Origin of the sequence: Pseudoalteromonas sp. SD03 (assembly GCF_040937955.1) — a bacterium.
Classification (GTDB): Bacteria; Pseudomonadota; Gammaproteobacteria; order Enterobacterales; family Alteromonadaceae; genus Pseudoalteromonas; species Pseudoalteromonas tetraodonis.
The window spans coordinates 1802145-1826644 of record NZ_CP162514.1; the positions used below are offsets into that span (position 1 = coordinate 1802145).

Consider the following 24500-nt stretch of genomic DNA (forward strand, 5'->3'; position numbering starts at 1 on the left):
AGCGCTCTATTGATTTTTGTGGCTACATTGCCATGCGTGAAAACCGTTTAAACGCGCTCAATCGAATTTAAACACGGTTTAAACATGGTTTAACTTGTATTTAAAGTTATGGTTTTATGTTTTGGTGGTTAAGCCATGCTTTATGAAACTGCTTTTTGATTGGACTGAACTCTAGATTTAAATCTGTTGCCATATTGAGGTTGTACTTAAGTGTTAAACGAATGTACTCGGGTTCGGTAATAACTTGATCAACATATGCCTGGTTAAGGTCGGCTACAAACTCTCTACTTGGGTTTGACTTCAATTTATTGGTAAGTGCAACGTAGAGTTGCGGCATGGCCTCATCGGGGTTTGATGAAAGGTACTTATCTGGGTTGTTGATATATAAATACACACCTATTCCAATACCAGTCAAAAGAAAGTATGCAGCTATAGTGATGAGTGTTTTATTTAAGGTTTTTAAATGAGCTTGTTTTAGCATAACCATTCCTTGGTTGTTTAGTAGTGATACTTAACTATAAAGCAATTTCAATTTAATGCTAATTGGATTTTAAAGGTTAATTTTTAAGTGTATTATGATTAAAACAAATAATAATACGTATAAGGAAATCAAATTGTGGTTAAAGAATATCTTATTTTACGCTATTCGTTAGTTGAAGAAGCGCAAAAAGCACTTAATGTAAAAGCTATTCCAACGGTTAAAGGACATGCAATTTTACCTGCAATAAAAAGTGACAGAGAATTTAAATCAGCTGGGGCCCTTTATAGTGTACTTGGATTTAAAGAGCTCGTTCCGTCTTTTGGATATGACTTTCCCAGTGAACGATTTTACTGTGGAAAAATAGCTAAGCTTAAAAAGCAACAAACAGGCGAAAAAGTGCCAGGTGACATTGTTGAAGTTGTGCATGACAATTGGATTCCATTATCAGTTGTAATTGATATTCAAACACAGCACATATTTGTCAGAAAGGATTGGCGTTACGGTGACCCTGAGCATATTGCGAGGTCATTGCAGTCGGCTTTTACAGATCCAATACTTGCTACTTTTAACCATCGTATCTTTATTGAAGGTAAATCAGAGTCAGCTAAGTTTTGGAATATTGTAGACTCGAAGAGTAAAATTTATAGGCTAGAATTTAAGTTAATATCTCCAAATATTTTAGATACAAACCAAAAAGCAAGAGATGCAGTTGAAGCATTGCAAGATATATTTGGACAAGATGAGATAGACATTACTTTAAAAAATGACTCAGGTGATTTGAAAGTACCCGAAGTACTAGTGTCAAACTACTTAGAGTATATTGCAGAGGGTGAAGGCAGCTGGGGTGTTGTTACAGAAGGTGAAAGGGGCGGTAAAAAGGCGCATAGAAGTAACGAAAATATTGATACAGTAAACCTACCATCTGTTGAAAATGAGAGTCAAACAGATGATTCTCAAATGGAGTTAGGTGAAAAAGCTGATTCTGTGCATACCTTAAATTATAAAGAGTCAAATTTAGGTGCTGAAGTTTATGCGACAATTAAACATATGGGTAAAAGTTAAAAAACCATTATTAATTGGTTTATATATTTTGGTGTCTTTAATTCTATGTTTCGCTGTTCTTCACATAACTAACGGGGCTGCAAAAAAGTTATTTGATACTGTATTGGCCGTTTTCCCTTTTTTTGTTACTGCTGCAAGCGCACTAACATGGGCGTTGTTTAACTACATTGAAGGTGTGTTAAAAGATGTTAGTGAAATAAAGGGGGCTCGAAAAAAGATAGATAACGCTATAAATTTACTAACTGATTTAAAAAAAGAAGTCATTAGCAATGCTGCTTTTATCATTTTATTATTGATTTTAGATGCTGTGTTTAATGGCCTTTCTAGTTTGTATGGGGAGGATTCAAACCTTTCACAGTGGCTATTTTTGTCTGTGAGGGGAGCGATTATCTCCTTAGCAATTTATGCTGCATATGATCAATTCCAAGGTTTTAGAACAGCACAACAATTTAGATTAGTGATTAATCAGGGTAAGAATAAAAAGCAGTAGTAAATATTTATATGTACAGTTAGATAAAACCCGCATTTAGCGGGTTTTTTTTGTGTCTTTTTTATGCGCACATTTATTTGAGCAGTAAAATTCGCCGTTTAACTTAATGGGTGTGTACAGTGGGCTATTGCAGGACTTACAAAGTGAGAACGCCTGGGCGTGGGCATCAAATTAGCAGTTTGAGCATTGGCCGTCAAGAAACGTTATTTCGCCTTGAGTTAGAGGGTTGTTACATAAATTGCAGTGCGCCATAAAATATTCCTTGCAGTGTGGTTGATACCCGCTTAGCCTATATAGGTTACCCCATTGTTAACGCTGTAAAGTCTTTTCCAGCGGTTCAATTGCCACTCCCCGCATACACTGGGTGCCACTTAGTTAGTTTATTGGCACTTGGAACATGGCAAACAAAACAACCCCAAACACCTCATTTAATTGGTTTGAAGTTTTTAGAGCAGGTACACAAACCGACTCTAAAGGCGTTGAGCACACATTTAGCGACGCTGATTTAAACAGCGTAGTCGCTAACTTTAAACCTAAAAGCGCACCACTGGTTATTGGCCACCCTAAAATGGACGACCCTGCGTGGGGTTGGGCCAGTGAGCTAAAAGCAGAAGGTGGCTCTTTGTTTGCTAAAGCAGAAGATGTGTGTGCTGAATTTGCTCAAGCGGTACAAAGCAAGCGATACCCTAACCGCTCGGTTAAGCTTGAAAAGGTAGCTAATGGCTACCAACTTGCCCACATTGGTTATTTAGGGGGCAAGCCCCCTGCCGTTGACGGTTTAGCCTGGCAGTTTAACCAAAGTGATGACGCCGATACCCTAACCCTAGAATTTGCTGCCGGTGATATTGACAACATATCGCTTCGCACATCAAACACCCTTACCCGCCTAATGGGCAATTTACGTAACTTTATAACTGACCGTTTTGGCAGTGAAGCGGCTGATAAAGTTGTGCCCGACTACGAAAGCGAATGGTTAAAAGAAGAAACCATTATTGCTGAGCACGAACGTGCCAAGGTGAATAGTGGCGAGGGAGCCGAATTTAGTAAAGGCGATGATGACGCCACACCACCCACCCATGAGGACCATGCAATGGATGAAAAAGAAAGAAAGGCGCTGCAAGACCAGATTGATGCAGCTAACGCTAAAAACGCACAGCTTGAATTCGCGCAGCGTGTTGCAGCAGCTAACACCTTTATTAACACCGAAATTAATGGCGGCAAAGCCCCGCGCTTAACAAACACAGAGGGTGTGGCTGAGTTTATGGCCAAGCTTGACGATGGCGACACCACCTTTGAGTTTGCTGCCGCAGACGGTAAAAGCCAGGAACTTAAACCTGCAGCGTGGTTTGAGGGCTTTTTAAAAGGTTTGCCTGAACAAACGGGTTTAACTCACGAGTTTAACAAGGACGATAAAGACGGCGAAGTGACTGACGACAGTGCAGAAACACTCGCAGCAAAAGCGCTGGAATTTCAACAATCACAATCTAGCAAAGGCATTGAAATTAGTATAACTGCCGCGTTAGACCACATTAAAAAGGCATAAAACCATGGCACAACCAGGATTTATAAGAAACTTTAGTGCTGAAGACGTTATACCGGCTAACCGCTTAGTGGTTGTATCGGCTGCGGCTGACTTTCATGTTGGGTTAGCGGTTGATGCCAGCGCAATGTATGCCGGTGTAACAGAGCAAGGCACTGACGAGCATTTACGTGTTGATGTAGTAATGACACAAAGCGCGCCTGTTGAGTTTGGTGAAGCGTTAATTGCAGGCACCCCAATTGTTGCTGATAGCGAAGGTAAAGCCGTTGAGTTTGACCCTGCTAACTTTGTGGGCCAAACCGAAGTATACGTTGCAGGTTGGGTAATGGAAGACGGCGAAGCTGGAGTGATTGGCGACGTGTTTTTAAACCCGCATGTAGTAGCAACAATTCCAAGCGCTTAAGGCGCTTGGGTTAACTTAATTATTAATAGTGAGGATTTGCCATGAGTAATGGTATGCCATTTACCCCCGATGTTGAGCAAACGGCCATAGCCATTGCTTATCGTAATAGAGCGTTAGTTGCAGACACACTTGCGCCCTATTCACCCGTTGGTTTACGTAACTATAAGTGGACCGAGTATAAAAAAGGCGAAAAGTTTACCGTTGTAGACGATAAAATTGGCCGTAAGTCATCGCCGAATCAAGTTGAGTTTAGTGTTGAAGAGAAAACCGGCTCAGTGGTTGATCATGGTTTATCTGATGTGGTGCCGAATGACGATGTTACCAATGCGCCAGCAAACTACAACCCGCGTACTCATGCAGCGGAGAGCTTAACTGACTTAGTTTTGCTGAACCGTGAAATACGTGTGGCAACTATGTATAACAAAGCCGCTAACTTTGGGAGTACTCAATCGTTAGCTGCAGCAGGCCAAAAACGTTTAGATGACCCTGCACTTGATATTTTACCGTTTTTTTTAGAAATGCTAGATGCACCACTTATGCGCCCTAATGCAATGACATTATCGCAAAGCGTGGCAACTAAACTGCGTACACACCCTAAGTTACTTAAAGCGTTTAATGGCACTAGTGGCGACCAGGGCTTAGTGCCGTGGAGCTACATTAAAGAAGTGCTAGAGCTTGAGCATATAACCGTTGGCCAAGCGCGCCTAAACACGGCTAAAAAAGGCCAAGCCGTTAACTTACAAAAGGTTTGGCAAGATACCCTGTCGTTTACGTATCACGACCCGCTAGCGTCGTTTAACAACAACCGCATGACCTTTGCACTCACTGCACGTTATGGCTCGCGTACATCGGGCAACCGTGACGTAGCTGCGGGCATAAATGGTGGGGTTGAAATTATGGTAGGCGAATCGGTGCAAGAGCAAATTATTGCAAAAGACTGCGGTATTTTGCTGACCAACGTGCTGACGCCAGCATAATTAATTATTGTTGTTCCCTGTGTAAAGGCCCCAGTACCGACTTGCTCGGGGCCTTTTTTTACTAACTGAGGTGCCCATGTTTACGACAGAACAAGCAGTTATAGATAAAGTTGGCATTAATACGCTGTTGCAATTTGCGACTGCTAAGTTTGCTGCGGTTGGAAGCCGCCCAACGCGAGACGATGTTGAAGCAGCGCTTTTAAGCGAAACGTACAACGAGTTGCAAGAGCAAATTAATGCCTGGTATGTACAAGCACAAAAAAATGTAAATGCGGTTATAGCAGGCTATGTAGCACGGTTTGCATTAAACCAAGACGATATAAACAACTCGGTATTGCCAGGCATAGCTAACGATTTAATGCATTGTGAGTTAGCCCCTAACATTGCTGACGAAAACCTTAAAACCCTAAAAAGTAACGCCATGGCAATGCTCGATAAGGTTAGTAAAGGTGTGATCCAAATTAAGGAAGATGCGCCTGCAGGCGTAAGAACTGGGATGCGAACTAAACCTGCAGGCTCTCAATTTAATTGGCCAGGGTATTAAATTGGCGGGTGTATTTATACACATAACGGGTAATGCCCTGCCGCGCTTAACCCAAATTGCAAATACAAGTGGTGAACCCGCTGATGTATTGGATGATATTGGTGCATTTTTAGACATGGACGTTACAACCCGATTTTTACGTGAAGTAACACCCGAAGGCCGTAAATGGGAGCAATCGCAAGCAGCAAAAGACCGTGGCGGTTTAACACTAACCGATGAGCGCAACCTTGCAGGCTCTGTTACGCACAACGTAAACGGTAATACGCTTGAGCATGGCTTAGGTGAAAAGTACTCAGCAATACATCACTTTGGTGGTGAAACGGGCCGCAATAAAAACGTTAAGTTACCCGCACGGCCAATTATTGGTATAGCTGCTGTGCAAGAAACTGAGATTAACGACATTATTACTGATTGGTTAATTTAAAGAGCATTTAAATGGCATTTAACTTTGATTTAAACAACATAGAAACCCTGCTAAGTAACACAGTGATTAATGCAACAGTAGGGTTTGCTAGCGACTTTAACCATGTGCGCGAGCATGCTGTACACAGTGCCCAGTTGTTTGTATTGCCGCTGGCCGATGACAACACCAACACTAATGAAGTACACGGCCTTGACGAATACCAAATTAAAGATGTGTTTGCAGTGATGATTGTAATCCCCTGCTCTGCAGGTAATGCCCACAGCGATATGCAAATAAAGCAATTACGCAGTGATGTTAAAGCTGCTGTAGCAGGTTGCCAGTTCGCAGGTTGGAACCCTATAAAGCTTGATAAGGGCCGCACAATTGAGCTTAGCAAGCAAACTAATAACTTAATTTACCAGTGCCAGTTTAGTGTAACTGGCCTACATACCGTAACTGTGAAGGTGATGCCATGAGCAAACAGACCGAGCCGCAATCGAGTAAACCCGCTGAACAACAGGCTGACGTGAACATAAAGCCTAAAATGTCCCGCGCGATGACGATTGCCCAAAACGTTAACCAGGCTTTAGCTAAAGCAAAAGGTAACAGAGATGAAATAGCCGGCGCTTTTAACTTAAAAAGCGGTGAGCTAATTAAAGTGGAGAATAAATCATGAGTAGCTGGCGATTTAAAGACAAACTCATTTTAGCCGATGCCCTGGGCACAACCTTAACGGGCCTGCATGCCATTTATGCCAGTGACGTTGAATTATCGCTTGAAAGCGAAAGTGAAAAAGACGAGCTAGAAACCAGCTACAGCGGTGCCAGTATGGAAACCTTTTATGGTGAGCATATAAGCCTTAACTTTAAAACCCCACTTGCCATGAGCGGCACAGCTGGTAACGAACCTGCCTTTGCCCCGCTGCTACTTGCTTGCGGCATGGTGCAAGTTGCGGATGCAACAAGCGTTACCTTTACAAAAGGGGCCGCTGTTGCAGTTACATGTTTAGTACGCTTTGGTAAAAATACCCACAACATTAGCGAAATGAAAGGCAACGTGAGCTTTGCGCTTGAAAAAGGTAAGCCCATGCTTAACTGGCAGTTTAAAGGCTTGTTTAGTGCGCCGGTTGCAAGTACTGCCGCCCCTGCGGTTGATTGGGATCGTTGGGTACGCCCTGAAGTACTTGGCGTAAGTAATAGCAGTGATTTTAAGCTTAATGATATTAAACGTACGCTGCACAAAATTACCATTGATTTAGGTAATAACGTGGTGTTTGACCGCGCCATTAACCACGAAGAAATAATGATAACCGGTCATGAAAGCAGCGCTAATTTTACGCTAACAGCTGAAGAACTGGCCACCTTTAACCCGTTTGATGACGTTGCTAAAGTGCAAATGTTTGAGTTTACCCATGGCACAGCCACAGGTAAAAAAGTAACGATTATTGGCCGTTACCAAATGCCGTGGCCTAAGTACACCAGCCTGGACTCAGAATTAACTGGTTATGAGTTTGACGGCAAGCTAGTGCCCAGTGGTGCAGGCTATGACGAACTAACGATAGTGTTTGAGTAAGTTAGTTATTCATAAATAACAAATTAGGACAGCAAAAATGAAATTAAAACTATTAAACGCGTTAAAAAATGCGGTTATAAGCGCCCCGCTTAATTTTGAATTTGGTGGGCTACCTTTTAAGTTTACGGCAAAAATTAAACTGGTACCTGAAAACGAGCTTAAAACACTGACTGAAACACAAGGCACGACTGATGGCGAAATAGTACGCGAGCTGTTAGTGGGTTGGGATGACTTTATTGATGACGGTAAAGAGGTGCCATTTGATAAAAGTACCCTTGAAGAGCTGCTTGTTTATAGTGGACTAACTGCCCGCTTAAGTGTTGAGTGTATTAACGCTCAGTACCGTATCACTGAAAAAAACTAGCCGATGTTGCTAGGTGGTTTTTGGGCGACCTAGCAGCAGACAGTAAAACTCTTGATGACGACGAAGCCCATTTTGGCGCACCTAAACAGGTTGTGCCACACGATGAGGAAACATTGTTTGTATTGCCCCAGAACCATACGGCTGTAATTGCATTAACCACTGCCAGTAGCCAGTGGCAACGGGATAACGACGGGGTAGAAATTGCCCTTGACTATGCCAGGGCTGATATAGCCTGGCGCTATGCAAATATAACCCTTAACACCGACGATTTTGCAAAACTGCAAACCCTAGAGCGCACCATAATTGGACTAATAAGGCGACCCGATGAGCAACAACTTGAATTTGGCGTTACGCTTATCCTATGACGGTAAAGCAGTTACCACCGGTGCGCGCCAAAACGTAAACGAACTAAACCGCATACCCCAAGCAGTACAGCGCCAGGTTGCGGCTAACCAGCAATTAGGCGCAAGCCAAGCCCGCATTATGCAACAGCAAGGCGCTATGACCCGTCAACTCGGGTTAATGAATAGCGCCTATGCACAAATAGGCGCAACCCTCACGACTTTAGTGGGTATTGGTACCGCGACTATGTTTGTGCGTGACACAGGTGCTGCACAATTGCTAGATACCAGGTTAAAGGGATTAACGGGCTCAGCTGAAAACTATGTCAAAGTACAAGAGTATTTATTTGCTACATCTGATCGCTTAAATACCGGTTACACCACCCTTGCCGACTCTTACAGTAAAATTTTAACCCTGCAAGAGGTTGGCGTTGTTACTCAAACCCAAGGTAAAGCGATTTTAGAGGGCATGGCTAACGCCGCTGCTAAAACAGGTGCGAGCAATGTGCAGCTTGGGCAGAGTTTGTTTGGTATGACCCAAGGGATGACTGCCGGCGTTTTACGTGCAGAAGAGCTAAACCAAGTAACCGAGCCTATGCCAGGGCTTTTACAAAAACTCGATAAAGCAGCGGGTAAAGCCGCCGGCGGTTTTAGGCAAATGGTGAACGATGGCCAAGTAACCAGCCAGATGTTTAAAAACTATCTGATCAAAGCGCTTAACGATTATGCCGGTGCGGCCGAGGCCACTGAGGGTAAAATAAACGCCAACTTTGCTGAAATGGGTAACGAGTACCAACGCTTAATACGCAAATACGAAGAACCAGTAAACTTTGCTGTTACCAGCGTGGTTGACTCAATTACCGATACCATGGCGTATTTACGTGAAAACGAAGAGGCTGTGAATAATTTAGTGGTGGCAACCGGTGCATTAGCTACGGTACTTACAGGCCATTTAGTTGCAGGATTAAGTGCCAGTGCTTCGGGTTATGTTACTAGCGTTGCTGCCAAGAACCGCGCATTAATTGCGGATGCAGCCCTTGCAAAACAAAACCAAGCTAATGCAGCTTTAGAGCTACAACGCGCTGCACAAATGAAAGCATATGCACAGCATACATTGGCTGTGGCTAATACCACCAACTTACGTACTGCAGCTGTTTCCCGCTTGGCTGCTGCTAATACGCGCTATACAGCAACACAAGCTGCGGCCACTACCGCTACCAACATTTATACTGCTGCCGCTGGGCGTGCAACGTTAGCCGCACGTGGCCTTAGCACAGTAATGGGCTTGTTAGGTGGACCCGTCGGATTACTGGTAACGGCTGGGCTTGGCCTTGCTTATTTTGCAAGCCAGGGCGATGACGCTACCGACTCAGTTAATAAACTAAAAGAAGCCAGTAAAGACCTAAACCCGTATGCCAATTTAACAAGTAGCCAGGCACAAGGTTTGTTGTTAATGGCACAGGGCCGCATTAAAAATGCGATTCAAATGGCCGATGAAGCAAGGGAACGTTTTAATAACCCGTTTTTAAAAGGCAAGTTTTCTGACGTTGAAGCTGCACAACAGCGCGTTACTGATTTAAAAAATGAAATTGTGGCGCTACAACAAGTGCTTGCCATTAAAGAAACAGAAAAGCCTAAGCCTGCCCCTGTTAGCTCAAGCGCCCTGCCCGATAACATTAAGCGTTTAGAAGTAAGCCTAATGGGCGAAGAAGCCCGCTTAAAAGACAGCTACGAAAAACGTAAGCAAATGGTCATTGTTGCTCGTGAGAACGATACGGCTAACAAAGTTAAATACGACGCCATTTTAAAACAACTTGATGTTAAATACGGTGAAGACCTAAAAGCAATTACACTAAAACGTGAAACCGAAAAAACACGTATACAAAACCAAGCTGAAGAAAAACGTAAAAACGATTTACAGCGTGATTTAGAAAACCGTATTGCTACCGTTAAAGGCTTTGCTGGGCGTGAAGCACTTGCCGCTTATAATAACGAACTAAGTGTAGAACAAGCACGCCAACAAGCACGGGTTGATGCCAAGCGACGCTCACAATTAGGTTTAGCGGCCAATGATGAAAGTGGCGAGCTTAAATATAACGCAGATAACCAAATTCGTGAGTTAGAGCGCCAATCTGAACTTAATGCTGCAAATGGCTACCATAGCCAACGTGAAGCGAGTGAAGCCGCACACCAAGAACGGTTGATGCAAATTAAAACACGCCACACAGGTGCTTTACAAAGCAACATTTTAGCGTTTGCTAACTTTGAGAAAAAAACAGAAGCTGAAAAATCTAACGCCATTGTTGGCTTGGGTGCCACTACTTTTAAAGCAATGGCTGGACAAAGTAAAACAGCATTTAAAGCCTATAAAGCGTTTGCAATTGCGCAAGCTGTTATAAATACCTACCAAGGTGCAACAGCGGCTTATACGTCTTTGGCTCCTATTCCTATTGTTGGCCCAGTACTGGGTGGTGTTGCAGCTGCGGCAGCGGTTATGATGGGTTTACAACAAGTTCGCCAAATAAAAGCCCAACAGCCAGCGGGTATTGCCCACGGTGGCTTAGATTATGTGCCGAATGAATCTACCTATGTATTACAACGTGGCGAGCGTGTATTAAGCCCTAAACAAAATACTGAAATTAGCCAAATGGCACGGCGTTACAACGCAGGTGGTGCGGCTAATGATGGTGGCGGCTCTGGTGGTGTAAATATACATATAACCAACCAAATTACCGTGCAAGGTGGTGCTAATGAGCAAACATCGCAAGCGGTTGGCCAAGACATAGCCCGCCAGGTGGTGGGTGTTGTAGTGGCTAATATACAAAGTAATGGTGCAATTATTCGTGCAGTACGTGGTGCTGCTTAGTTGTTAAGTGCTTGAGATTGGTGTAAAAAGGAGTTTTAAAAAGCAAGGGAATGTTTGTGAGTAATAATCTTAAAAAAACAACAAACAAAATTTTGAAACAGTTAATTAAAAACCCCGTAATATATTTTATCTTTATAGCAATATTTGGTTGTAGTATTTTTGTTTTTGAGTTCTTCAGTATATTTAATTTTAATTTAAATACCCCTATTGAAAGATGGGTCGCAACTGCTACATATTTCAGTAATGTTTTTTCCCCTATCCTATTATTCGTATCTATACTCCTGCTGTATAGAACTTGGAAGGATTCAAAAGAAGCTTTAGAAGTTCAAAAATTAGAACTCATAGAGACAAGGATTGTTTTAAAAGAGCAATCTGATACACAAAGTTATAGTGTATTCAAAGAAACGCTATTCCAAGTTATTGATCAAATTAAAAAGTTAAATGATAAAAAGTGTAAATTAAAACATGATGAAAGAAAATGGAGTATCATTACAGATGATAATTTTGATTTCAGAAGTATAAAAGAATCAGATATGCCATTTGAGACTTTTTTACAAGCCTACTTTTTTGAGATGAGATCAAAACCGCTGGAAAATGATGAGCTTTCCTTAAGTTTTAAAAGGTTAATTTTTGAAGGTACAAATGTCTATATAGAAAAAATAAAAACGATAGCTTTACTATTGAGCAACATAGAAGGCAACAGATATAAGTCTATATTAGAAATCTCTATTTTTAATAAGTTAACAATATTTACATGGTTAATGTTTGTTGAAATATCATTTCATCTATACAAGCAACCCAATAAGGGCGAAGAAATTGAGGCTGAGCTTGTTTTTGCAGTGATTGCTGGTTTAATATGTAGGCAGCTTAAAGACGTTTATTGGATTGATGCACTTTCTGATGAAGTGCTACTTGAATTAAAAGCTCGTAAACTACTATAACTATGTAAACCCCTTTCCAGCCGAAAGCTTACCCCTTAAATTTTATACTCGTTACCAGTGTTTTATTATGAAACTTGGTAACGATGCAACCACTCCCCTTACCCAAACGGCCTAAGATTTCTAACTTTACGTTAGTGCCCAATAGCCAAACTCATTTAAACAAAGCCAATAACGCCACTGAGGTTTATGACCTTGAAGGTGCTTACTGGGAATTTGAAATTGAACTTGCCAATGTGCCAGAGCGCGATGCCCTCGCCCTTGATGGCTTTATTGCCAGCCTACGCGGGCAAGTGGGCACGTTTACGTTAATCGATTACCGCCGTGAGCAGCTAGATAAAGACTTTACGGGCTATGTGCGTGGTGCAAACCAAGACGGTAATATTTTAAATTTATATGCGCTACCCGCTAACCAAACCTTACTGGTTGCCGGCGAACGTATGCAAGTTGGCGTTGGCCAAAACACTGAACTTAAAATATTAACGGCTGACCTGGTAAGTGACTCAGTTGGCCAAGCGACGGCTATTTTTGAGTCTCCTGTACGAAAAATACCTGCAGAAAATACCCTTATTACATTTAAGCAACCAGCTGGGTTGTTTCGACTTGCTGATAATAAGCAAGGGCTTGCTAGTGCGCAGTATAAAAACGGCATAGTTACCAGCTGGAAAATTAAAGGGCGTGAGGCGTTTTAATGGAGAGCTTAAACTCAGGGTTACTTGCGGATTTAGCCACCAGTGGCCGTGCTCGTTTTTTTGTGCGACTCGCGCTTAAAAGTGGCGATGTATTGCTGCACACAGGTGTAGGCGAGCGACGCTTTGCTAACTTAACTTGGCACGGCGTGGGTATGCTTGGCACTGTGAGTGAAATACCCGCTAATGATAACAACGACAGCGCCCGCATACGTTTAACCCTACACACTCAAGACCAAGCAATTTTAGCCGAAGTGGCCGAGAACGACCCGATAAGCCAGGCCTGCGAGATTTACCTTGTTACTGTTGATGAACATTACCGTGTTAGCCAAAGCCAGTTACTTGAAAGCGGCTACATTGTGGCATGTGATGTAGAGCGCGGCGATGTATCGCAAGTGCAGCTTAGTGTTGCAGGTGAAAGTGAGCGCTGGAAAGACGCACGGCTACACCAGCGTTGGAATGATGCGACCCAAAAAGCCCTTTACCCGGGCGATGTGTTTTTTAGTGAGCAAGCCACGACCAACAAACAAAACCTTCCTGATACACAACCTGGTAAATACATAGGAGGCAACCGCTATGAACGCCAGCGCTAAACTTGCTGCTTTTATAAACCGCCGCAACTGTGAACCCTTTAAATGGGGTAAAAACGATTGCTGCTTATTGGTAGCCGATTGGGTGCTATTTGCAACCGGTAACGATGTGGCTGATGATTTTAGGGGTAAATACCGCACTAAAAGTGGTGCATTTAAACAACTGTTTAAACGTGGTTTAAACGATGTTGAAAGCGTGTTTAAAGACCGTTTAAACCCCGCTATACCTATTAACTATGCTCGACGTGGTGACTTGGCTTTAGTTGAGTTTAAAGACGAATATGTAGGCGGGATTGTAACCGTTAATGCGGTGGTATGTGTTGGCGAAAATGGCTTAGTGACGTTACCAATGGACACAGTAAAAGCGGTTTACCCATTGGAGCCGCGAAATGTCTAAGGTAGTTGATACGGTTGTAAATGTTGTAGACAGCATATTTGAAGTAACAGGGCTGGGTGCGCTTTGGGACTCACTATCGCCTGATGTGCCTGAAAAAGATTTAGCCACGCTTGGCCAAGGCTTACAAAAAGGCATAGACCAACCCCGCCGTATTACATTTGGTCGTGACCGCGTTGGCGGTGTTATTGCCCACCAAGCGGAAGTTGAAAAAGGCGGTAAAAAATGGATGCAGTTAATTGTATTGATTAATGGCGCCCCTATTGATGCCCTTGAAGAAATTTACATTGCTGATAAAAAGCTCACTGATTACCCACGAGAAAGTTGGGATTACTCTTTAAGCGATGGCCGCCAAACCACAGCTAACGCAAAAGCGGTGGCTAAAATGGCGGGATGGACGAGTAAACATGTTGGCTTTGGCCAAAGCTATGTTTTTATTGAAATGGAAAATAATCGTGAAGTGTTTGAAGATGGCATAAACGATATGGGCTTTTTAATACGGGGTACCCGTGTATGGGACCCACGAGATACAGCCCAAAACCCTGACGATGAAAGTACCTGGCTTTGGAGCCAAAACGCCGTACTGTGCGCCCTGCACTATGTGCGTTTTTATGGAGCCCATGAGGTTCCTTTTGAACGTTTACCGTTACAGTGGTGGATTGCTGCCATTAACGTGTGTGATGAAGATGCCGAATTTACCGACGTTGAGGGCGTTGTTACCACCGAGCCGCGCTACACAACCAATGGTAGCTTTACATTTAGCTCAAAGCCACTTGAAGTGTTAGGTCAGCTAGAAGCGTGTTTTGCGGGTAAAATATTTAGGCAAATGGGCCAGTGGTATGTACGTGTTGGCGCCTGGTATGGCGAACCGACCTACACCATAAATGCTGATGATGTTCACGGTAATATTAAAATTAAATGGCATGCTGATTTACGAGAGCGCGCTAATGTTGTGCGTGCTACGTTTACAGACCCCGAACAAAACTACGACCGTACTGACGCGCCGCCTGTTGTGTCTGCGGGGTATCAGGCTATTGATAATCAAATATTAGAAAAGTCTATATCACTCCCCTTTGTGCGCAGTAGTACTACAGCACAACGCCTGGCGACAATACATTTAGAACAAACACGTTTAGGCGAAATAGAGTTACCCCTCAAACACAAAGGCTTGGCTGCAGCTGTTGGCCGTACTGTGTACTTAAACTTACCTGGCGAATCGATTAATAATAAGGTTTACCGTGTAACAGAGCGCCGCTTTAGATTAGATGGTGGCGTGACCTTAATGTGTGTTGAAGACGGCCCCGATTTATGGGCTGATAACATAATACCTGGTGCGCAGGATTTAACACCAAACAGTGACTATTTAGTGGGCAAACCACAGCCTGTTTTTGATGTACGGGTAACAGTGGATGGTGATGCTAACGGTATTATAAAGTGGAATCACCCTACTCCGCTTGCAGTGAACGAATACGATGTTGAGTTTATTAATACTGCTGCTAACGAGTCGGTATTTAAAACATCGGTAACATACACCCAAGTAACAATCCCTAATTTGCAGCTGGGAGAATACACCGCGCGCATTAGCGCTAAAAACATATTTGGACAGCGCTCACAGCTTGTTGCTGTGCAATTTAGTGTGCTGACCCCTACCTTGCCGACTGTGTATGTAACTGTTGATTATAACCAAATTACATTAACCGCTAATATTGCCGCAGCAGGCATTGGCACCGCGTTTGAATGGGAGTTTTTGGGGACAGCTGAACAACCGCAAAGCGGCGAACGTGTGTTGGCACAGATTTATAACCGTATTGGTTTAAAAAGTGAAACTGAATATAAATTTAGAGTGCGCAGCGTTAATCACCTGGGCGCAAGTGACTGGGTTAATGTAACAGCCACTACGACCACCGTTGATTTAACCAAGTACATTAATAATGTTGAATTAACCCAGCTAAGCGAAGATGCACAAACTTTAATTGAGGATATGAACCAGCAAGTTGATCGCTTGCGACCTGACACTGAAAACAATCTGCCCGATGTACTTGAACAAACCGTTAGTGATTTAAACCTTGAAAAGCGCCACCGCCAAGATATTGAAAAAGGCGTACTCGATTTATCAGCTAATTACACCAATTGGCGCCAAGAATACGAGCGCAGACAATTAGGTAACGAGCGCTTAATTGATGCCGTGGTATACGTTGATCCTGAAAACGGCTTAATCGTTAACCGTGCGTTTTCATACACCGATGACGCCTTTAACGAGGCTAACTTATTAATTGATGGTGTAAACGCAAGCATAGCATTACAAGCTAACCGCATTACCCAAAGTGATACCCGTTTAGCACAAGCCGAGTCTGAGCTTGAAGTGCAAGCAGGCAAAATAAGTCAACGTGCCACGTTTACAGAAATGCGTACCGAAATAGCCGGTGCCATTGAAGCATTAACCCCTGCGTATAGCTGGCACTTCAACACCTCAACTGAGGGCTTTACGGGCGATGTAACATACAGCGCACTTGGGTATGTAACACTTAATACCACAGCTTACACCCCCGCCATTAGCTTTATTGCTGATGAAAACCCCATGCTACGAATTCGCTTTAGAAAACACGCTAATACACCGTGGTTAGGTAATATTTACCTAGGCGAATCACAGCTATTAGTAAACGTGCTAGAGCCAGAAACAGAAAGCTGGGAAACACGAAACATCGACCTAAGCACCGAAGATGGCTACACCGGTGAAGTTACAAGCTTAAAGTTTGACTTAGGCCATGTTGATGTTGATTTTATTGAAATAGGCAAACGTGGTGTAAACGACTTAGCGCTCAATGATATAACTGCCCGCGCCACCATGCTAGAAAACGACATAGACGCCGCCACGGGGGTAATGGCGCAGTATGCAACCACTAAGTGGGTTGATGAATTTGGCTATCAAACAGAGTCAAATGTAAACCAAATACTCGACACATTTAACAGCACGTATCGAGTTAGCGCGACACTTCAACAGCTAACCGATAACGACACCCTTGAAAAAGCAAACGCAGCGCAGCAGTTTATTAACGGCGCCGAGGCGTACATTAAAACGCAAATTACCGCGTTTAATGCCGCTGAGGGTGGTATTGATGCTAAGTTTTCAAACGTTGAGCAAAACTTAGACGCCATTAGCGGCACTATCAGCGATAACATAGTGCAAGTGCGTGGGCTTGAGCTAGAGCTTAAAAACGCAAACTTAAATGATGTGATTGCCGCCGCTAACCAGCTCATTCAAGGTAATGAACTTGCACAGCAAGGCGTAAAGTTAGCCGTTGCACAGCGCAACTTAAAAGCCAATGCCACCGACATAGAGGCCGTTGCCCAAGAGTCACTAGAGCTAAGTGCCCTGCTAGGCCAAAACCAATCACAAATACAGGCATTAAACACAGCGTTTGTAAACGAACAGCAAGCCACGGTCGCGCGCGACGAACGCTACCAAGCAACGTTTGACAATGTAACCGCCCGTTTTAGCGATGTAACTACGGCCATTGCAACTATTGACCAAGCAAACACCGTTCGCGATCAAGAGTTTGAATCCTTTGTTGCCGATACGGTATCAAGCTTTGACGAAGTGGCCGAAACCTTTGCAAGCCAAAACCAAGCTTACACAACGCTTGAGCAAACACTGACCTCAAAAATTAACACCGATACCGCCGAGGCGAAAACTCAAGCAATCGCCACAGCGCAAGAGTACACCCGTACTGCAGTGGGTTACTGTTTAGATGCCCAAGGCAACATCACTAACAGTAACGATGCTGTGCAATGTGTTGCTGATGGTGGTTCGTGGGTTAATGGCCCATTGGCTGAATTTATTGCCAACATGCAAATAAGTGACGGCGCCAATAGCGCCAGCATTAAGCAACTACGACAAGTATTTAAAACGGTAGATGGCCAGCTAGTTGCCCGTGGCGGCTGGCAGTTAGATAACAATGGTCGTGCTGTGGGCGTGGTAGGTTATAACGATGGCAAAGTGGGTAACTTAGACTTGGTTGGCGATGTAATTCGCCAAGGCTTTATGGTTGGCAATACCTTTGTACCCACGTCATACCTCGACAACACCGACCCAGCCAACCCTGTGCATAACTTTAAGGGGCGGTTAATTTTAGGTGATGGCCATACAGTTGAAAGCCTTGAAGATATAAAAGCGCAGGATGGTAAAGACTCAGGCAGCATTAACCTTGCTGACCACTCAGAGGAATGGGTAATTGGTCGCCGTGGCTCACAAGGCCCATTCATTCAAAATGGGTCGGATAATGAAAATACTATTATTGCCGATACAGGCCCATTAGGTACCGTCGAATCAATATGGTATGCACAAGCGGGCGATAATAGCGGTGATGGTGGTTGGAATATGAATGATATTCCAATTAACCATGAAAAAACCTATCGCTTTTCAGTGTGGATGAAGCAAGAGATTGGCATTGCTAACAGCTTGTATTTAGGGTGTGATGACTGCTTAACTTTAGCCGGTGCTACGAATACCAACCCTTATTTTTGGTCGGGTGATTTACCCCAGATAAATAAGTGGTATTTAGTTGTTGGCGTATTGCATTCATCTAAAAAAACCAGTGGTACTATCTCGGGTTTGTCAGGGGTATATGACCCAGCAACCGGTAAACGGGTATTGGTCGGTACGGATTTTAAGAGTATTGCTAATCGCAATGTGCAAACTCACCGTGCTTATCGTTATTACGTAACGAACCAAAGTCATACGGCTAAATTTGCGCGCCCACGTTTAGAAGTGATGGACGGCGGCGAGCCCTCAGTATTTAGCTTGCTGGGCACCCTTACAACCACTGACCCTGGCACCCGAGGCGCAGGGCGTTATGATATGGGTACCGCAACGGGTGCTTGGTCGGATACTACAGCAAACAATATTGTACCTAATGGTGTGCCTGTAACGGGTGATGTCGTGACGATATTTAAGGCAAGCGATCCTAAAGTACAAACCACTAAACGCTATACCGGTTCAACGTGGCAATCCTATGCGCTACACATCCATGGCAGCGCCTTAATTGAGGATACCTTGGACGGTAGCGTATTACGTGCGGGTACCCGTATCGAATCGCCGCGCATTGACATGATAGGTACCAACTTTTTAAAAGTGGAGTTTGTGAACGGGTTTGGCCCCGATAATTTATGGTATTGGTATGGGCCAAAAGTTTTAGTGAATGGCCTACCCAACCTGAATGCGCTAACAAAAGCGAACGCTACAGAGTGGAAAGATGTATATGGGAACTCATTCACCCGAGGCACATTTGTAGCTGGTTCACTAGAAACCAGTGCCTCTACGTCACAACTAATCAGTACACCATCAAGAGAGATTGAATTTACCAGCAACGGTCGATTAATCCATCTTGCGGTGAGCTATTCATATAGTCGCTATTCTATTGGGCCGACTAATGGCGCACCAAACACGGTTTATTGTCCAAGTAGCCCCGTCATGACACCTGTAAGTGGCACGGTTTACTTAGAGCGTTGGACGGGTTCGTCATGGGTTGTTGTTCAACAGAAAAACTTTTCAGGAACCTATGATTGTACTAATGGGTTTTACGAAAGTGAACCTGGCTCATCCAATGACCCCTACAGAGCGACGACAAACTCTAATACCAGTTTTACAGCCACCGAAACGCGTAGTGCGGGATATGTTAAGTACCGCGTTAGAGCGGTTGTAAATAACTTTATATCAACGACGCAAACAGGCCAATACCTATCAATTGCGGCTAGCGAATAGCCGCAAAGACTAAAGAGGATTAACCATGGCAACGTATACCGCCAATCAAGTAAGCATAAATAACGGCTCAAAGCTCGTTACTATTAACAGTAATGAAAGCCCTGAAAGCGTAAGCCAAGGGGATTTTATTCAAATAGCCAATTACCCACTGGCTGAAATAAACCGCACATTTTTAGACGCAAACAGCAAGCATATTATTGAGCTGGTTAAAGTTTGGAAACACAGCGACCAAATAAGCCAGCCCGCCATTGTGGTACCCACAACAGTAGATTTTAAAGCCACGGTTGATGCACTAAAAAAAGCAAATATTTTAGTCAACGACAACACCCAAGCTATGCAAGATTGGCAAACAAAGCTAGGCGAGGTCACGTTTAGAAATATTGATGAAACGCAAACAACAATTAAAACATTAAAACAAATGGAAAGCGATTTTAATGAACTTATGGCGCGCCTTGAGGCACAGCCAGAGCCCCAACCCAACAATAACGCTGCTTGGTTTGATGCAGATAGCACCTGGAGATAAATAATGGCTAACAAAGTAAAAATTACAATGAAAAACGTACCTGAAGGGCTTGACTCAATGTACCTAAAGATTGAAGAAACCGCTATATCTGAGGGGGTGCGTAATGTTTTATTCTCAGGTGTTAAACCTGTAAATGGCAATGTTGTAGAAATAGATATAGGCAATGCGGGCACTGTCGGCGCGGGTGTAATTTTTTCAGCAGATAACTTCACAAACGCGGTGCAGCCATTTAAAGCGATGAGTGGTTATAGTGTTATTGAGGGTACCGAAACATCAGAACCAATGTACTTTACATATAATGCTGTATCAGGAAACAGAAAAGGTAAAGTTGTTTTCCCAGATATAACCTTAACTGGTGATTTTAGAATAAGTTACACCGGTACGAATATAGGCTCACCTATTGGCAACCAAACAAGCTTTGATAATGTAATACGTGAAGATTTTGAAACTATACGTTTCGGTAACAACCGCCACATTATAGATACAACTTTCCTTGACGTGCTAAAAGGTGGTTTAGAGTGTGAGTATATTTACAAATACGTTATAGAAAGAATATCAAATGTTCTTACCATTAGGGTTTATAACCCTATAACCGACGCGATAATCACACAAAGTTCACCTTTTAGTGACGCTATAGGTGATTTATACTTGAACTCAATATTTGGCATTGCCACAAGTCAGCTAGGCGGTGGTGCAGTAGACTTAATCATTGAAGATTTAACAGATCCAGCATCAACTAAAAACAGACACTACCCACTTAAAGAGGAATTTGGGAATGATATTGCTGTTGATTTAATTAGCGGCCAAAATGGAGCATGGTCTGAGCGGGTCGAGGGTAACACGGTTGAATACTTAATAACGCCCTCAGGCTATACATTGTCAAAGTTTACAAGATTAAATCATCACGATTTTGACCCCGCAACACAGCAAGTTATGGCAACGTTTTCAGCATCTATTTTAAGAACTGCGCTTTTAGAAAATGAAGCGCTTATGCAATTTTTGTTTGCACAACAAGGTATTGATTTAGATTTTCATATGTATGCACGTGGTGGGGAAACTATACAAATAGCGATAGATAAAGTTCCTGAATATTTGGCAGACTTGGGTTCAAAAGGTTACACGCCAAGCAATGTAAAAGCACCAGTCCACATTGGCGGCAATGACGTAAGTAATTCACTGCCTTACGACCAGAATAAAGATACCCATGATGGCATTATAAATATGCGAAGTAGGCTTGAGCAGTATTATAATTTAATATCGGCAGAGGGTTACGATATTATTTGGCTTCCGATTTCTTGGCGAAATTATTATGCAGTCATGCCACCAGAGTCTAACGGGTCATTGCCTTACAATGAAAATGTAGTCATACCTTTTATAAGAGATATTGTTGGCGAATCATCTTATGCAAATGGGGCTGTTAAATATGATTTTTATAACTTTATAAAAGAGGAGTTCGCTAAAAACCCTGCATTCTTTAGTGATACCGTTCACCCATCAACTGACATTGGCGGGCCAATAATGCGAAATAAATTTTTAGAGTGGTGGAGCCCTTTATTTTCAAAGTTCTAAAAGAGGGTTTATTAGTTATTAAATAAAAGCCTGCGCTTACCACGGGGTTAACTAACCCACTGGTTTGCTCAATTAGTGAAGTGAGCGAAGTTAACGCCCATTTCACCCCGCCGGATGAGGTGCCAGAATGAATAAAATAGCTATAACATCAGCAATAACCTTAGTTTTTTTTAATTTTAGTTGTATTCTTTTTAGGTGGTTTCGAACCCAAACCAGCCGAGCCTGTAGAAGTAAAACCGTTTAAAACAGCTACGGGAAATTTTGTTATTGAGCAAGACGCTAACTTGCCCACATTGGGCAGGCACCAAACCGTTGGCGGTGTGTGCTTTATAAAGCTGCAGCGTTACCCTGTGTGTATGCAGCATGAAATGCGCCACTGTATCGAGGGTGATTGGCATAAGGGGGTGAAGTCTAGTAAAGATTGTTACGAGTAATCCCGCCTTAACTAAAACCAACTTTTATATTTTAAAAGGGGTTTAAACATCATTTAAATCCTTTTTATTTTATAATCCATTTAAATATGCCCTTAAACATCATTCAACTCTCAACTATCAGCTTAAACAGAGCAAAATACCCCCTATTTAACATAATTTACTTATTCTAAAATCTAGCGTTTTTTTTTCTAAATTCCTGCGGCGGCTTACACTAACTATCGGCAATTACGTCACTTATAAACATGGTATTTTAGCCCTTTTATTCGCACATTATTTATTTATAGTAATATGCTCTACTTTATTAAATATAAAAACGCTGTAATGACATTTTAATCAATCAAACTATTTAGCTCATCAATTAATTGCTTAAGCTGTTTAGTTTTGTCGTTTAGCTTTTGCTGATACTTTTCAACTTTGTCATGCTTACCTTGGCGCTTAGCTTTTTTAAGATCGGTTTTATATTCTTCAATTTCGCTATTGGTATCATCTATTTTTTGTTGCAACTCTGCTTTTAATCCATCATGAGTACAATATGCGTTTATATTATTGAGTGCTTTATTAAGACCTGCAGCTTGGTGTGAATTACCTTGGCGTTTTGCAGTTAATAACTGGTGGTTAACTTCACAGGCTTTTTTCGCACACCCCGTTAAATCTGCACAATCATCTTTGGCCAATACGACTGTTGAACCGGCAAATAAAAAACTTATTGCAATACCTTTAATAATCGTCATTTTAGAGTTTTTATTATCTCGCATTGGTCATTATTCCTCTTTAATTCATTGTTAGCGGCAAAATACAGATAACAGCCCTTGCAGCTCTTCATTTATAACATGTTGTTTTACAACATCTTGCATAGGAGTATTTGATATTTTGTTATTTAAAATACCCACCATTTTAGCGCTTTCTCCAGCACATAAAGCCTTAACACTGTGTACGCCTAATCTTATTGCTAACATACGATCCGCTGCAGATGGATTACCGCCGCGTTGTAAGTGCCCTAGCTTAGTTACGCGCAAATCTATACTGGGATTAACGGCACTTATTTTCTCACATATATGTTCAACGCCAATTTCATCACCTTCAGATACCACCACAATAAAAGCATGCTCACTGTGATAATCGCTAATTTTATCCACTAAATAAGTTATGTCTTCATCACTTTCAGGTATTAATATCGAATCGGCGCCAGAGGTTAAACCGGCATAAGTGCCAATATAACCAGAATCACGTCCCATTACTTCAATAACAAACACCCTATTATGTGATTCTGCAGTATCTCTAATATTATCAATACATTGCATTGATGTGTTTACTGCGGTATCAAACCCTAAGGTGTAATCTGTACCCGCAATATCATTATCAATAGTGCCTGGAATGCCTATATACGGTATGTCAGTAATTTGTGATAACCATAAACACCCTCTAAAGGAGCCATCTCCACCTATCACAATTAAAGCGTCAATATTATTATGTTCAATTGTGGCTAGTGCTTGATTTCTACCGGCATCACCTCTAAATCTTTCACTACGCGCTGTTTTTAACACAGTACCACCTAAGTGCATGGTTTGTTGTAGGTTTTTGCAATCAAGTGTCACTAAGTCATTATCAATTAAACCCTCAAACCCTTTTCGAACGCCCGACACTTTTATTCCATGTTGTTGAGCGGTTTTTACTATGGCAAATAATGCGGTGTTCATCCCAGGCGCATCGCCCCCTGAGGTTAGCACGGCTATATGTTTAATTGGTTGCATCGGTTCACATCCTTCGACAAGCTAAACTTTAATAATTCATAATAGCTGTTTATTAGTAGGCTGTGTAAAGTAAGCGCAGTAAAGTTGATCTACTTAGGGTTTATTTGATTGTTTAATTAGTATGAAGGGAGCAGTTATAAATTGAAAAGTTGGTATGTTGCTTTTGCTTTTAAAACAACATACCGTAATTTTTAATGAAGAGCCGCTGTAAAAGGAATGTTTTTACAAATTTCGGCTTCTATTGTTAGTAGCTCGTCTAAGCGTTCGTCAACTTCTTGCTTATCAAAGTATTCGTAGGCGAGTTCCACAAATAAATTTTTATGTTTTTCTTCTGATTTAGCAATTGCGACATAAAAATCTTTTTCTTTTCCTTCAGGTAGTGCCTCGGCAACTAAAGAAAAACGTTCATGTCCCCTCGCCTCAATTACCCCACCTACTAATAGTCTGTCCATTAAAAAACCGTCACGACCATGCCTAAAGTGTGCACGAATTTGTTTAATGTATGGATCTTTTTTATCATCACCCAAATTAGTATCGCGTTCAATTAATAGTTTAAGCACTTGTTTAAAATGAATTAACTCTTCAAGAGCTAAGTCAGTCATGGCTTTAACTAATTTACGCTTATCCGGATAATGTGAAAGCATTGACATAGCCATGCCAGATGCTTTTTTCTCAGCAGCAGCGTGGTCTTGTAAAAAGGTTTCGAAGTCAGCTAAAACAACTTCGGTCCATTCAAATGGCGTGTGGTATTTTAATTCAAACATAGGGATACAACTTATAAAATAATGCGTGGATTTTAGCGTATTTA

Annotated in this window: 24 protein-coding genes; 20 read left to right on the plus strand and 4 right to left on the minus strand. The window is 42.4% G+C overall.

Features of this window, described 5'->3' with window-relative positions; translation table 11 throughout:
• Positions 1-106: 106 nt before the first annotated feature.
• Positions 107-481, minus strand: coding sequence for a hypothetical protein (locus ABZP26_RS08365; RefSeq protein WP_368484767.1), 375 nt, complete (start codon positions 479-481; stop codon positions 107-109).
• A 135-nt stretch (positions 482-616) separates the two neighbouring features.
• Between ABZP26_RS08365 and ABZP26_RS08370 the strand changes: the two genes are divergently transcribed.
• The 20 genes from ABZP26_RS08370 to ABZP26_RS08465 all read left to right on the plus strand — a co-directional run bounded on the left by ABZP26_RS08370 (position 617) and on the right by ABZP26_RS08465 (position 21507).
• A complete protein-coding gene (locus tag ABZP26_RS08370; RefSeq protein ID WP_368484768.1) occupies positions 617-1543 on the plus strand; it encodes a hypothetical protein in 927 nt (308 codons plus the stop codon).
• Positions 1512-2033, plus strand: coding sequence for a hypothetical protein (locus ABZP26_RS08375; RefSeq protein WP_368484769.1), 522 nt, complete (start codon positions 1512-1514; stop codon positions 2031-2033). The genes ABZP26_RS08370 and ABZP26_RS08375 overlap by 32 nt, the downstream gene beginning before the upstream one ends.
• A gap of 397 nt (positions 2034-2430) precedes the next feature.
• A complete protein-coding gene (locus ABZP26_RS08380) occupies positions 2431-3576 on the plus strand; it encodes a hypothetical protein (RefSeq protein WP_368484770.1) in 1146 nt (381 codons plus the stop codon).
• A 4-nt stretch (positions 3577-3580) separates the two neighbouring features.
• Positions 3581-3976 (plus strand): hypothetical protein, encoded by a 396-nt coding sequence (locus ABZP26_RS08385; RefSeq protein WP_368484771.1) that lies wholly within the window; start codon positions 3581-3583, stop codon positions 3974-3976.
• A 41-nt stretch (positions 3977-4017) separates the two neighbouring features.
• A complete protein-coding gene (locus ABZP26_RS08390) occupies positions 4018-4953 on the plus strand; it encodes a capsid protein (RefSeq protein WP_368484772.1) in 936 nt (311 codons plus the stop codon).
• A 76-nt stretch (positions 4954-5029) separates the two neighbouring features.
• A complete protein-coding gene (locus tag ABZP26_RS08395; protein ID WP_368484773.1) occupies positions 5030-5497 on the plus strand; it encodes a hypothetical protein in 468 nt (155 codons plus the stop codon).
• A 1-nt stretch (position 5498) separates the two neighbouring features.
• Positions 5499-5921, plus strand: a complete 423-nt coding sequence (locus ABZP26_RS08400; protein ID WP_368484774.1) for a phage virion morphogenesis protein — start codon at positions 5499-5501, stop codon at positions 5919-5921.
• An 11-nt stretch (positions 5922-5932) separates the two neighbouring features.
• On the plus strand, positions 5933-6376 hold the full coding sequence (locus ABZP26_RS08405; protein ID WP_368484775.1) for a hypothetical protein: 444 nt from the start codon (positions 5933-5935) through the stop codon (positions 6374-6376).
• Positions 6373-6576, plus strand: a complete 204-nt coding sequence (locus ABZP26_RS08410) for a hypothetical protein (protein WP_368484776.1) — start codon at positions 6373-6375, stop codon at positions 6574-6576. Before ABZP26_RS08405 ends, ABZP26_RS08410 begins: the two co-directional genes overlap by 4 nt.
• Positions 6573-7472, plus strand: coding sequence for a hypothetical protein (locus tag ABZP26_RS08415; protein WP_368484777.1), 900 nt, complete (start codon positions 6573-6575; stop codon positions 7470-7472). The genes ABZP26_RS08410 and ABZP26_RS08415 overlap by 4 nt, the downstream gene beginning before the upstream one ends.
• Positions 7473-7509: 37 nt before the next feature.
• Positions 7510-7836 carry a hypothetical protein gene (locus ABZP26_RS08420; RefSeq protein WP_368484778.1) on the plus strand — a complete coding sequence of 109 codons (327 nt, stop codon included), beginning with the start codon at positions 7510-7512 and terminating at the stop codon, positions 7834-7836.
• Between the two features lie 20 nt (positions 7837-7856).
• The gene (locus ABZP26_RS08425; RefSeq protein ID WP_368484779.1) at positions 7857-8201 is read left to right on the plus strand and encodes a hypothetical protein; all 345 of its coding nucleotides are present in this window, start codon (positions 7857-7859) and stop codon (positions 8199-8201) included.
• On the plus strand, positions 8161-11043 hold the full coding sequence (locus tag ABZP26_RS08430; protein WP_368484780.1) for a tape measure protein: 2883 nt from the start codon (positions 8161-8163) through the stop codon (positions 11041-11043). The genes ABZP26_RS08425 and ABZP26_RS08430 overlap by 41 nt, the downstream gene beginning before the upstream one ends.
• Positions 11044-11099: 56 nt before the next feature.
• Complete coding sequence (locus ABZP26_RS08435; RefSeq protein ID WP_368484781.1) at positions 11100-11984, plus strand: hypothetical protein; 885 nt, start codon at positions 11100-11102, stop codon at positions 11982-11984.
• A gap of 83 nt (positions 11985-12067) precedes the next feature.
• Positions 12068-12673, plus strand: a complete 606-nt coding sequence (locus ABZP26_RS08440; protein WP_368484782.1) for a hypothetical protein — start codon at positions 12068-12070, stop codon at positions 12671-12673.
• A complete protein-coding gene (locus ABZP26_RS08445) occupies positions 12673-13263 on the plus strand; it encodes a hypothetical protein (RefSeq protein WP_055012157.1) in 591 nt (196 codons plus the stop codon). The genes ABZP26_RS08440 and ABZP26_RS08445 overlap by 1 nt, the downstream gene beginning before the upstream one ends.
• Complete coding sequence (locus ABZP26_RS08450; RefSeq protein ID WP_368484783.1) at positions 13247-13657, plus strand: hypothetical protein; 411 nt, start codon at positions 13247-13249, stop codon at positions 13655-13657. Before ABZP26_RS08445 ends, ABZP26_RS08450 begins: the two co-directional genes overlap by 17 nt.
• Positions 13650-19415 carry a phage tail protein gene (locus tag ABZP26_RS08455; RefSeq protein WP_368484784.1) on the plus strand — a complete coding sequence of 1922 codons (5766 nt, stop codon included), beginning with the start codon at positions 13650-13652 and terminating at the stop codon, positions 19413-19415. The genes ABZP26_RS08450 and ABZP26_RS08455 overlap by 8 nt, the downstream gene beginning before the upstream one ends.
• Before the next feature lie 25 nt (positions 19416-19440).
• A complete protein-coding gene (locus ABZP26_RS08460) occupies positions 19441-19938 on the plus strand; it encodes a hypothetical protein (RefSeq protein WP_368484785.1) in 498 nt (165 codons plus the stop codon).
• Between the two features lie 3 nt (positions 19939-19941).
• The gene (locus ABZP26_RS08465) at positions 19942-21507 is read left to right on the plus strand and encodes a hypothetical protein (RefSeq protein WP_368484786.1); all 1566 of its coding nucleotides are present in this window, start codon (positions 19942-19944) and stop codon (positions 21505-21507) included.
• Between the two features lie 763 nt (positions 21508-22270).
• Here the strand turns inward: ABZP26_RS08465 and ABZP26_RS08470 are convergent.
• The 3 genes from ABZP26_RS08470 to ABZP26_RS08480 form a co-directional block, all read right to left on the minus strand.
• A complete protein-coding gene (locus ABZP26_RS08470) occupies positions 22271-22696 on the minus strand; it encodes a DUF1090 domain-containing protein (RefSeq protein WP_368484788.1) in 426 nt (141 codons plus the stop codon).
• A gap of 27 nt (positions 22697-22723) precedes the next feature.
• On the minus strand, positions 22724-23692 hold the full coding sequence (locus tag ABZP26_RS08475) for an ATP-dependent 6-phosphofructokinase (protein ID WP_368484789.1): 969 nt from the start codon (positions 23690-23692) through the stop codon (positions 22724-22726).
• 191 nt (positions 23693-23883) lie between these two features.
• Positions 23884-24456 carry a tRNA-(ms[2]io[6]A)-hydroxylase gene (locus tag ABZP26_RS08480; protein WP_013464932.1) on the minus strand — a complete coding sequence of 191 codons (573 nt, stop codon included), beginning with the start codon at positions 24454-24456 and terminating at the stop codon, positions 23884-23886.
• Positions 24457-24500 lie beyond the last annotated feature (44 nt).

Bases quoted from the DNA above. Each gene is read 5' to 3' on its own strand.
- ABZP26_RS08415 (WP_368484777.1), top strand. From the start codon at position 6,573: ATGAGTAGCTGGCGATTTAAAGACAAACTCATTTTAGCCGATGCCCTG.
- ABZP26_RS08380 (WP_368484770.1), top strand. From the start codon at position 2,431: ATGGCAAACAAAACAACCCCAAACACCTCATTTAATTGGTTTGAAGTT.
- ABZP26_RS08465 (WP_368484786.1), top strand. From the start codon at position 19,942: ATGGCTAACAAAGTAAAAATTACAATGAAAAACGTACCTGAAGGGCTT.
- ABZP26_RS08445 (WP_055012157.1), top strand. From the start codon at position 12,673: ATGGAGAGCTTAAACTCAGGGTTACTTGCGGATTTAGCCACCAGTGGC.
- ABZP26_RS08440 (WP_368484782.1), top strand. From the start codon at position 12,068: ATGCAACCACTCCCCTTACCCAAACGGCCTAAGATTTCTAACTTTACG.
- ABZP26_RS08385 (WP_368484771.1), top strand. From the start codon at position 3,581: ATGGCACAACCAGGATTTATAAGAAACTTTAGTGCTGAAGACGTTATA.
- ABZP26_RS08375 (WP_368484769.1), top strand. From the start codon at position 1,512: ATGCGACAATTAAACATATGGGTAAAAGTTAAAAAACCATTATTAATT.
- ABZP26_RS08430 (WP_368484780.1), top strand. From the start codon at position 8,161: ATGAGCAACAACTTGAATTTGGCGTTACGCTTATCCTATGACGGTAAA.
- ABZP26_RS08475 (WP_368484789.1), bottom strand. From the start codon at position 23,692: ATGCAACCAATTAAACATATAGCCGTGCTAACCTCAGGGGGCGATGCG.
- ABZP26_RS08470 (WP_368484788.1), bottom strand. From the start codon at position 22,696: ATGCGAGATAATAAAAACTCTAAAATGACGATTATTAAAGGTATTGCA.
- ABZP26_RS08455 (WP_368484784.1), top strand. From the start codon at position 13,650: ATGTCTAAGGTAGTTGATACGGTTGTAAATGTTGTAGACAGCATATTT.
- ABZP26_RS08420 (WP_368484778.1), top strand. From the start codon at position 7,510: ATGAAATTAAAACTATTAAACGCGTTAAAAAATGCGGTTATAAGCGCC.
- ABZP26_RS08450 (WP_368484783.1), top strand. From the start codon at position 13,247: ATGAACGCCAGCGCTAAACTTGCTGCTTTTATAAACCGCCGCAACTGT.
- ABZP26_RS08480 (WP_013464932.1), bottom strand. From the start codon at position 24,456: ATGTTTGAATTAAAATACCACACGCCATTTGAATGGACCGAAGTTGTT.
- ABZP26_RS08410 (WP_368484776.1), top strand. From the start codon at position 6,373: ATGAGCAAACAGACCGAGCCGCAATCGAGTAAACCCGCTGAACAACAG.
- ABZP26_RS08405 (WP_368484775.1), top strand. From the start codon at position 5,933: ATGGCATTTAACTTTGATTTAAACAACATAGAAACCCTGCTAAGTAAC.
- ABZP26_RS08460 (WP_368484785.1), top strand. From the start codon at position 19,441: ATGGCAACGTATACCGCCAATCAAGTAAGCATAAATAACGGCTCAAAG.
- ABZP26_RS08395 (WP_368484773.1), top strand. From the start codon at position 5,030: ATGTTTACGACAGAACAAGCAGTTATAGATAAAGTTGGCATTAATACG.
- ABZP26_RS08390 (WP_368484772.1), top strand. From the start codon at position 4,018: ATGAGTAATGGTATGCCATTTACCCCCGATGTTGAGCAAACGGCCATA.
- ABZP26_RS08365 (WP_368484767.1), bottom strand. From the start codon at position 481: ATGCTAAAACAAGCTCATTTAAAAACCTTAAATAAAACACTCATCACT.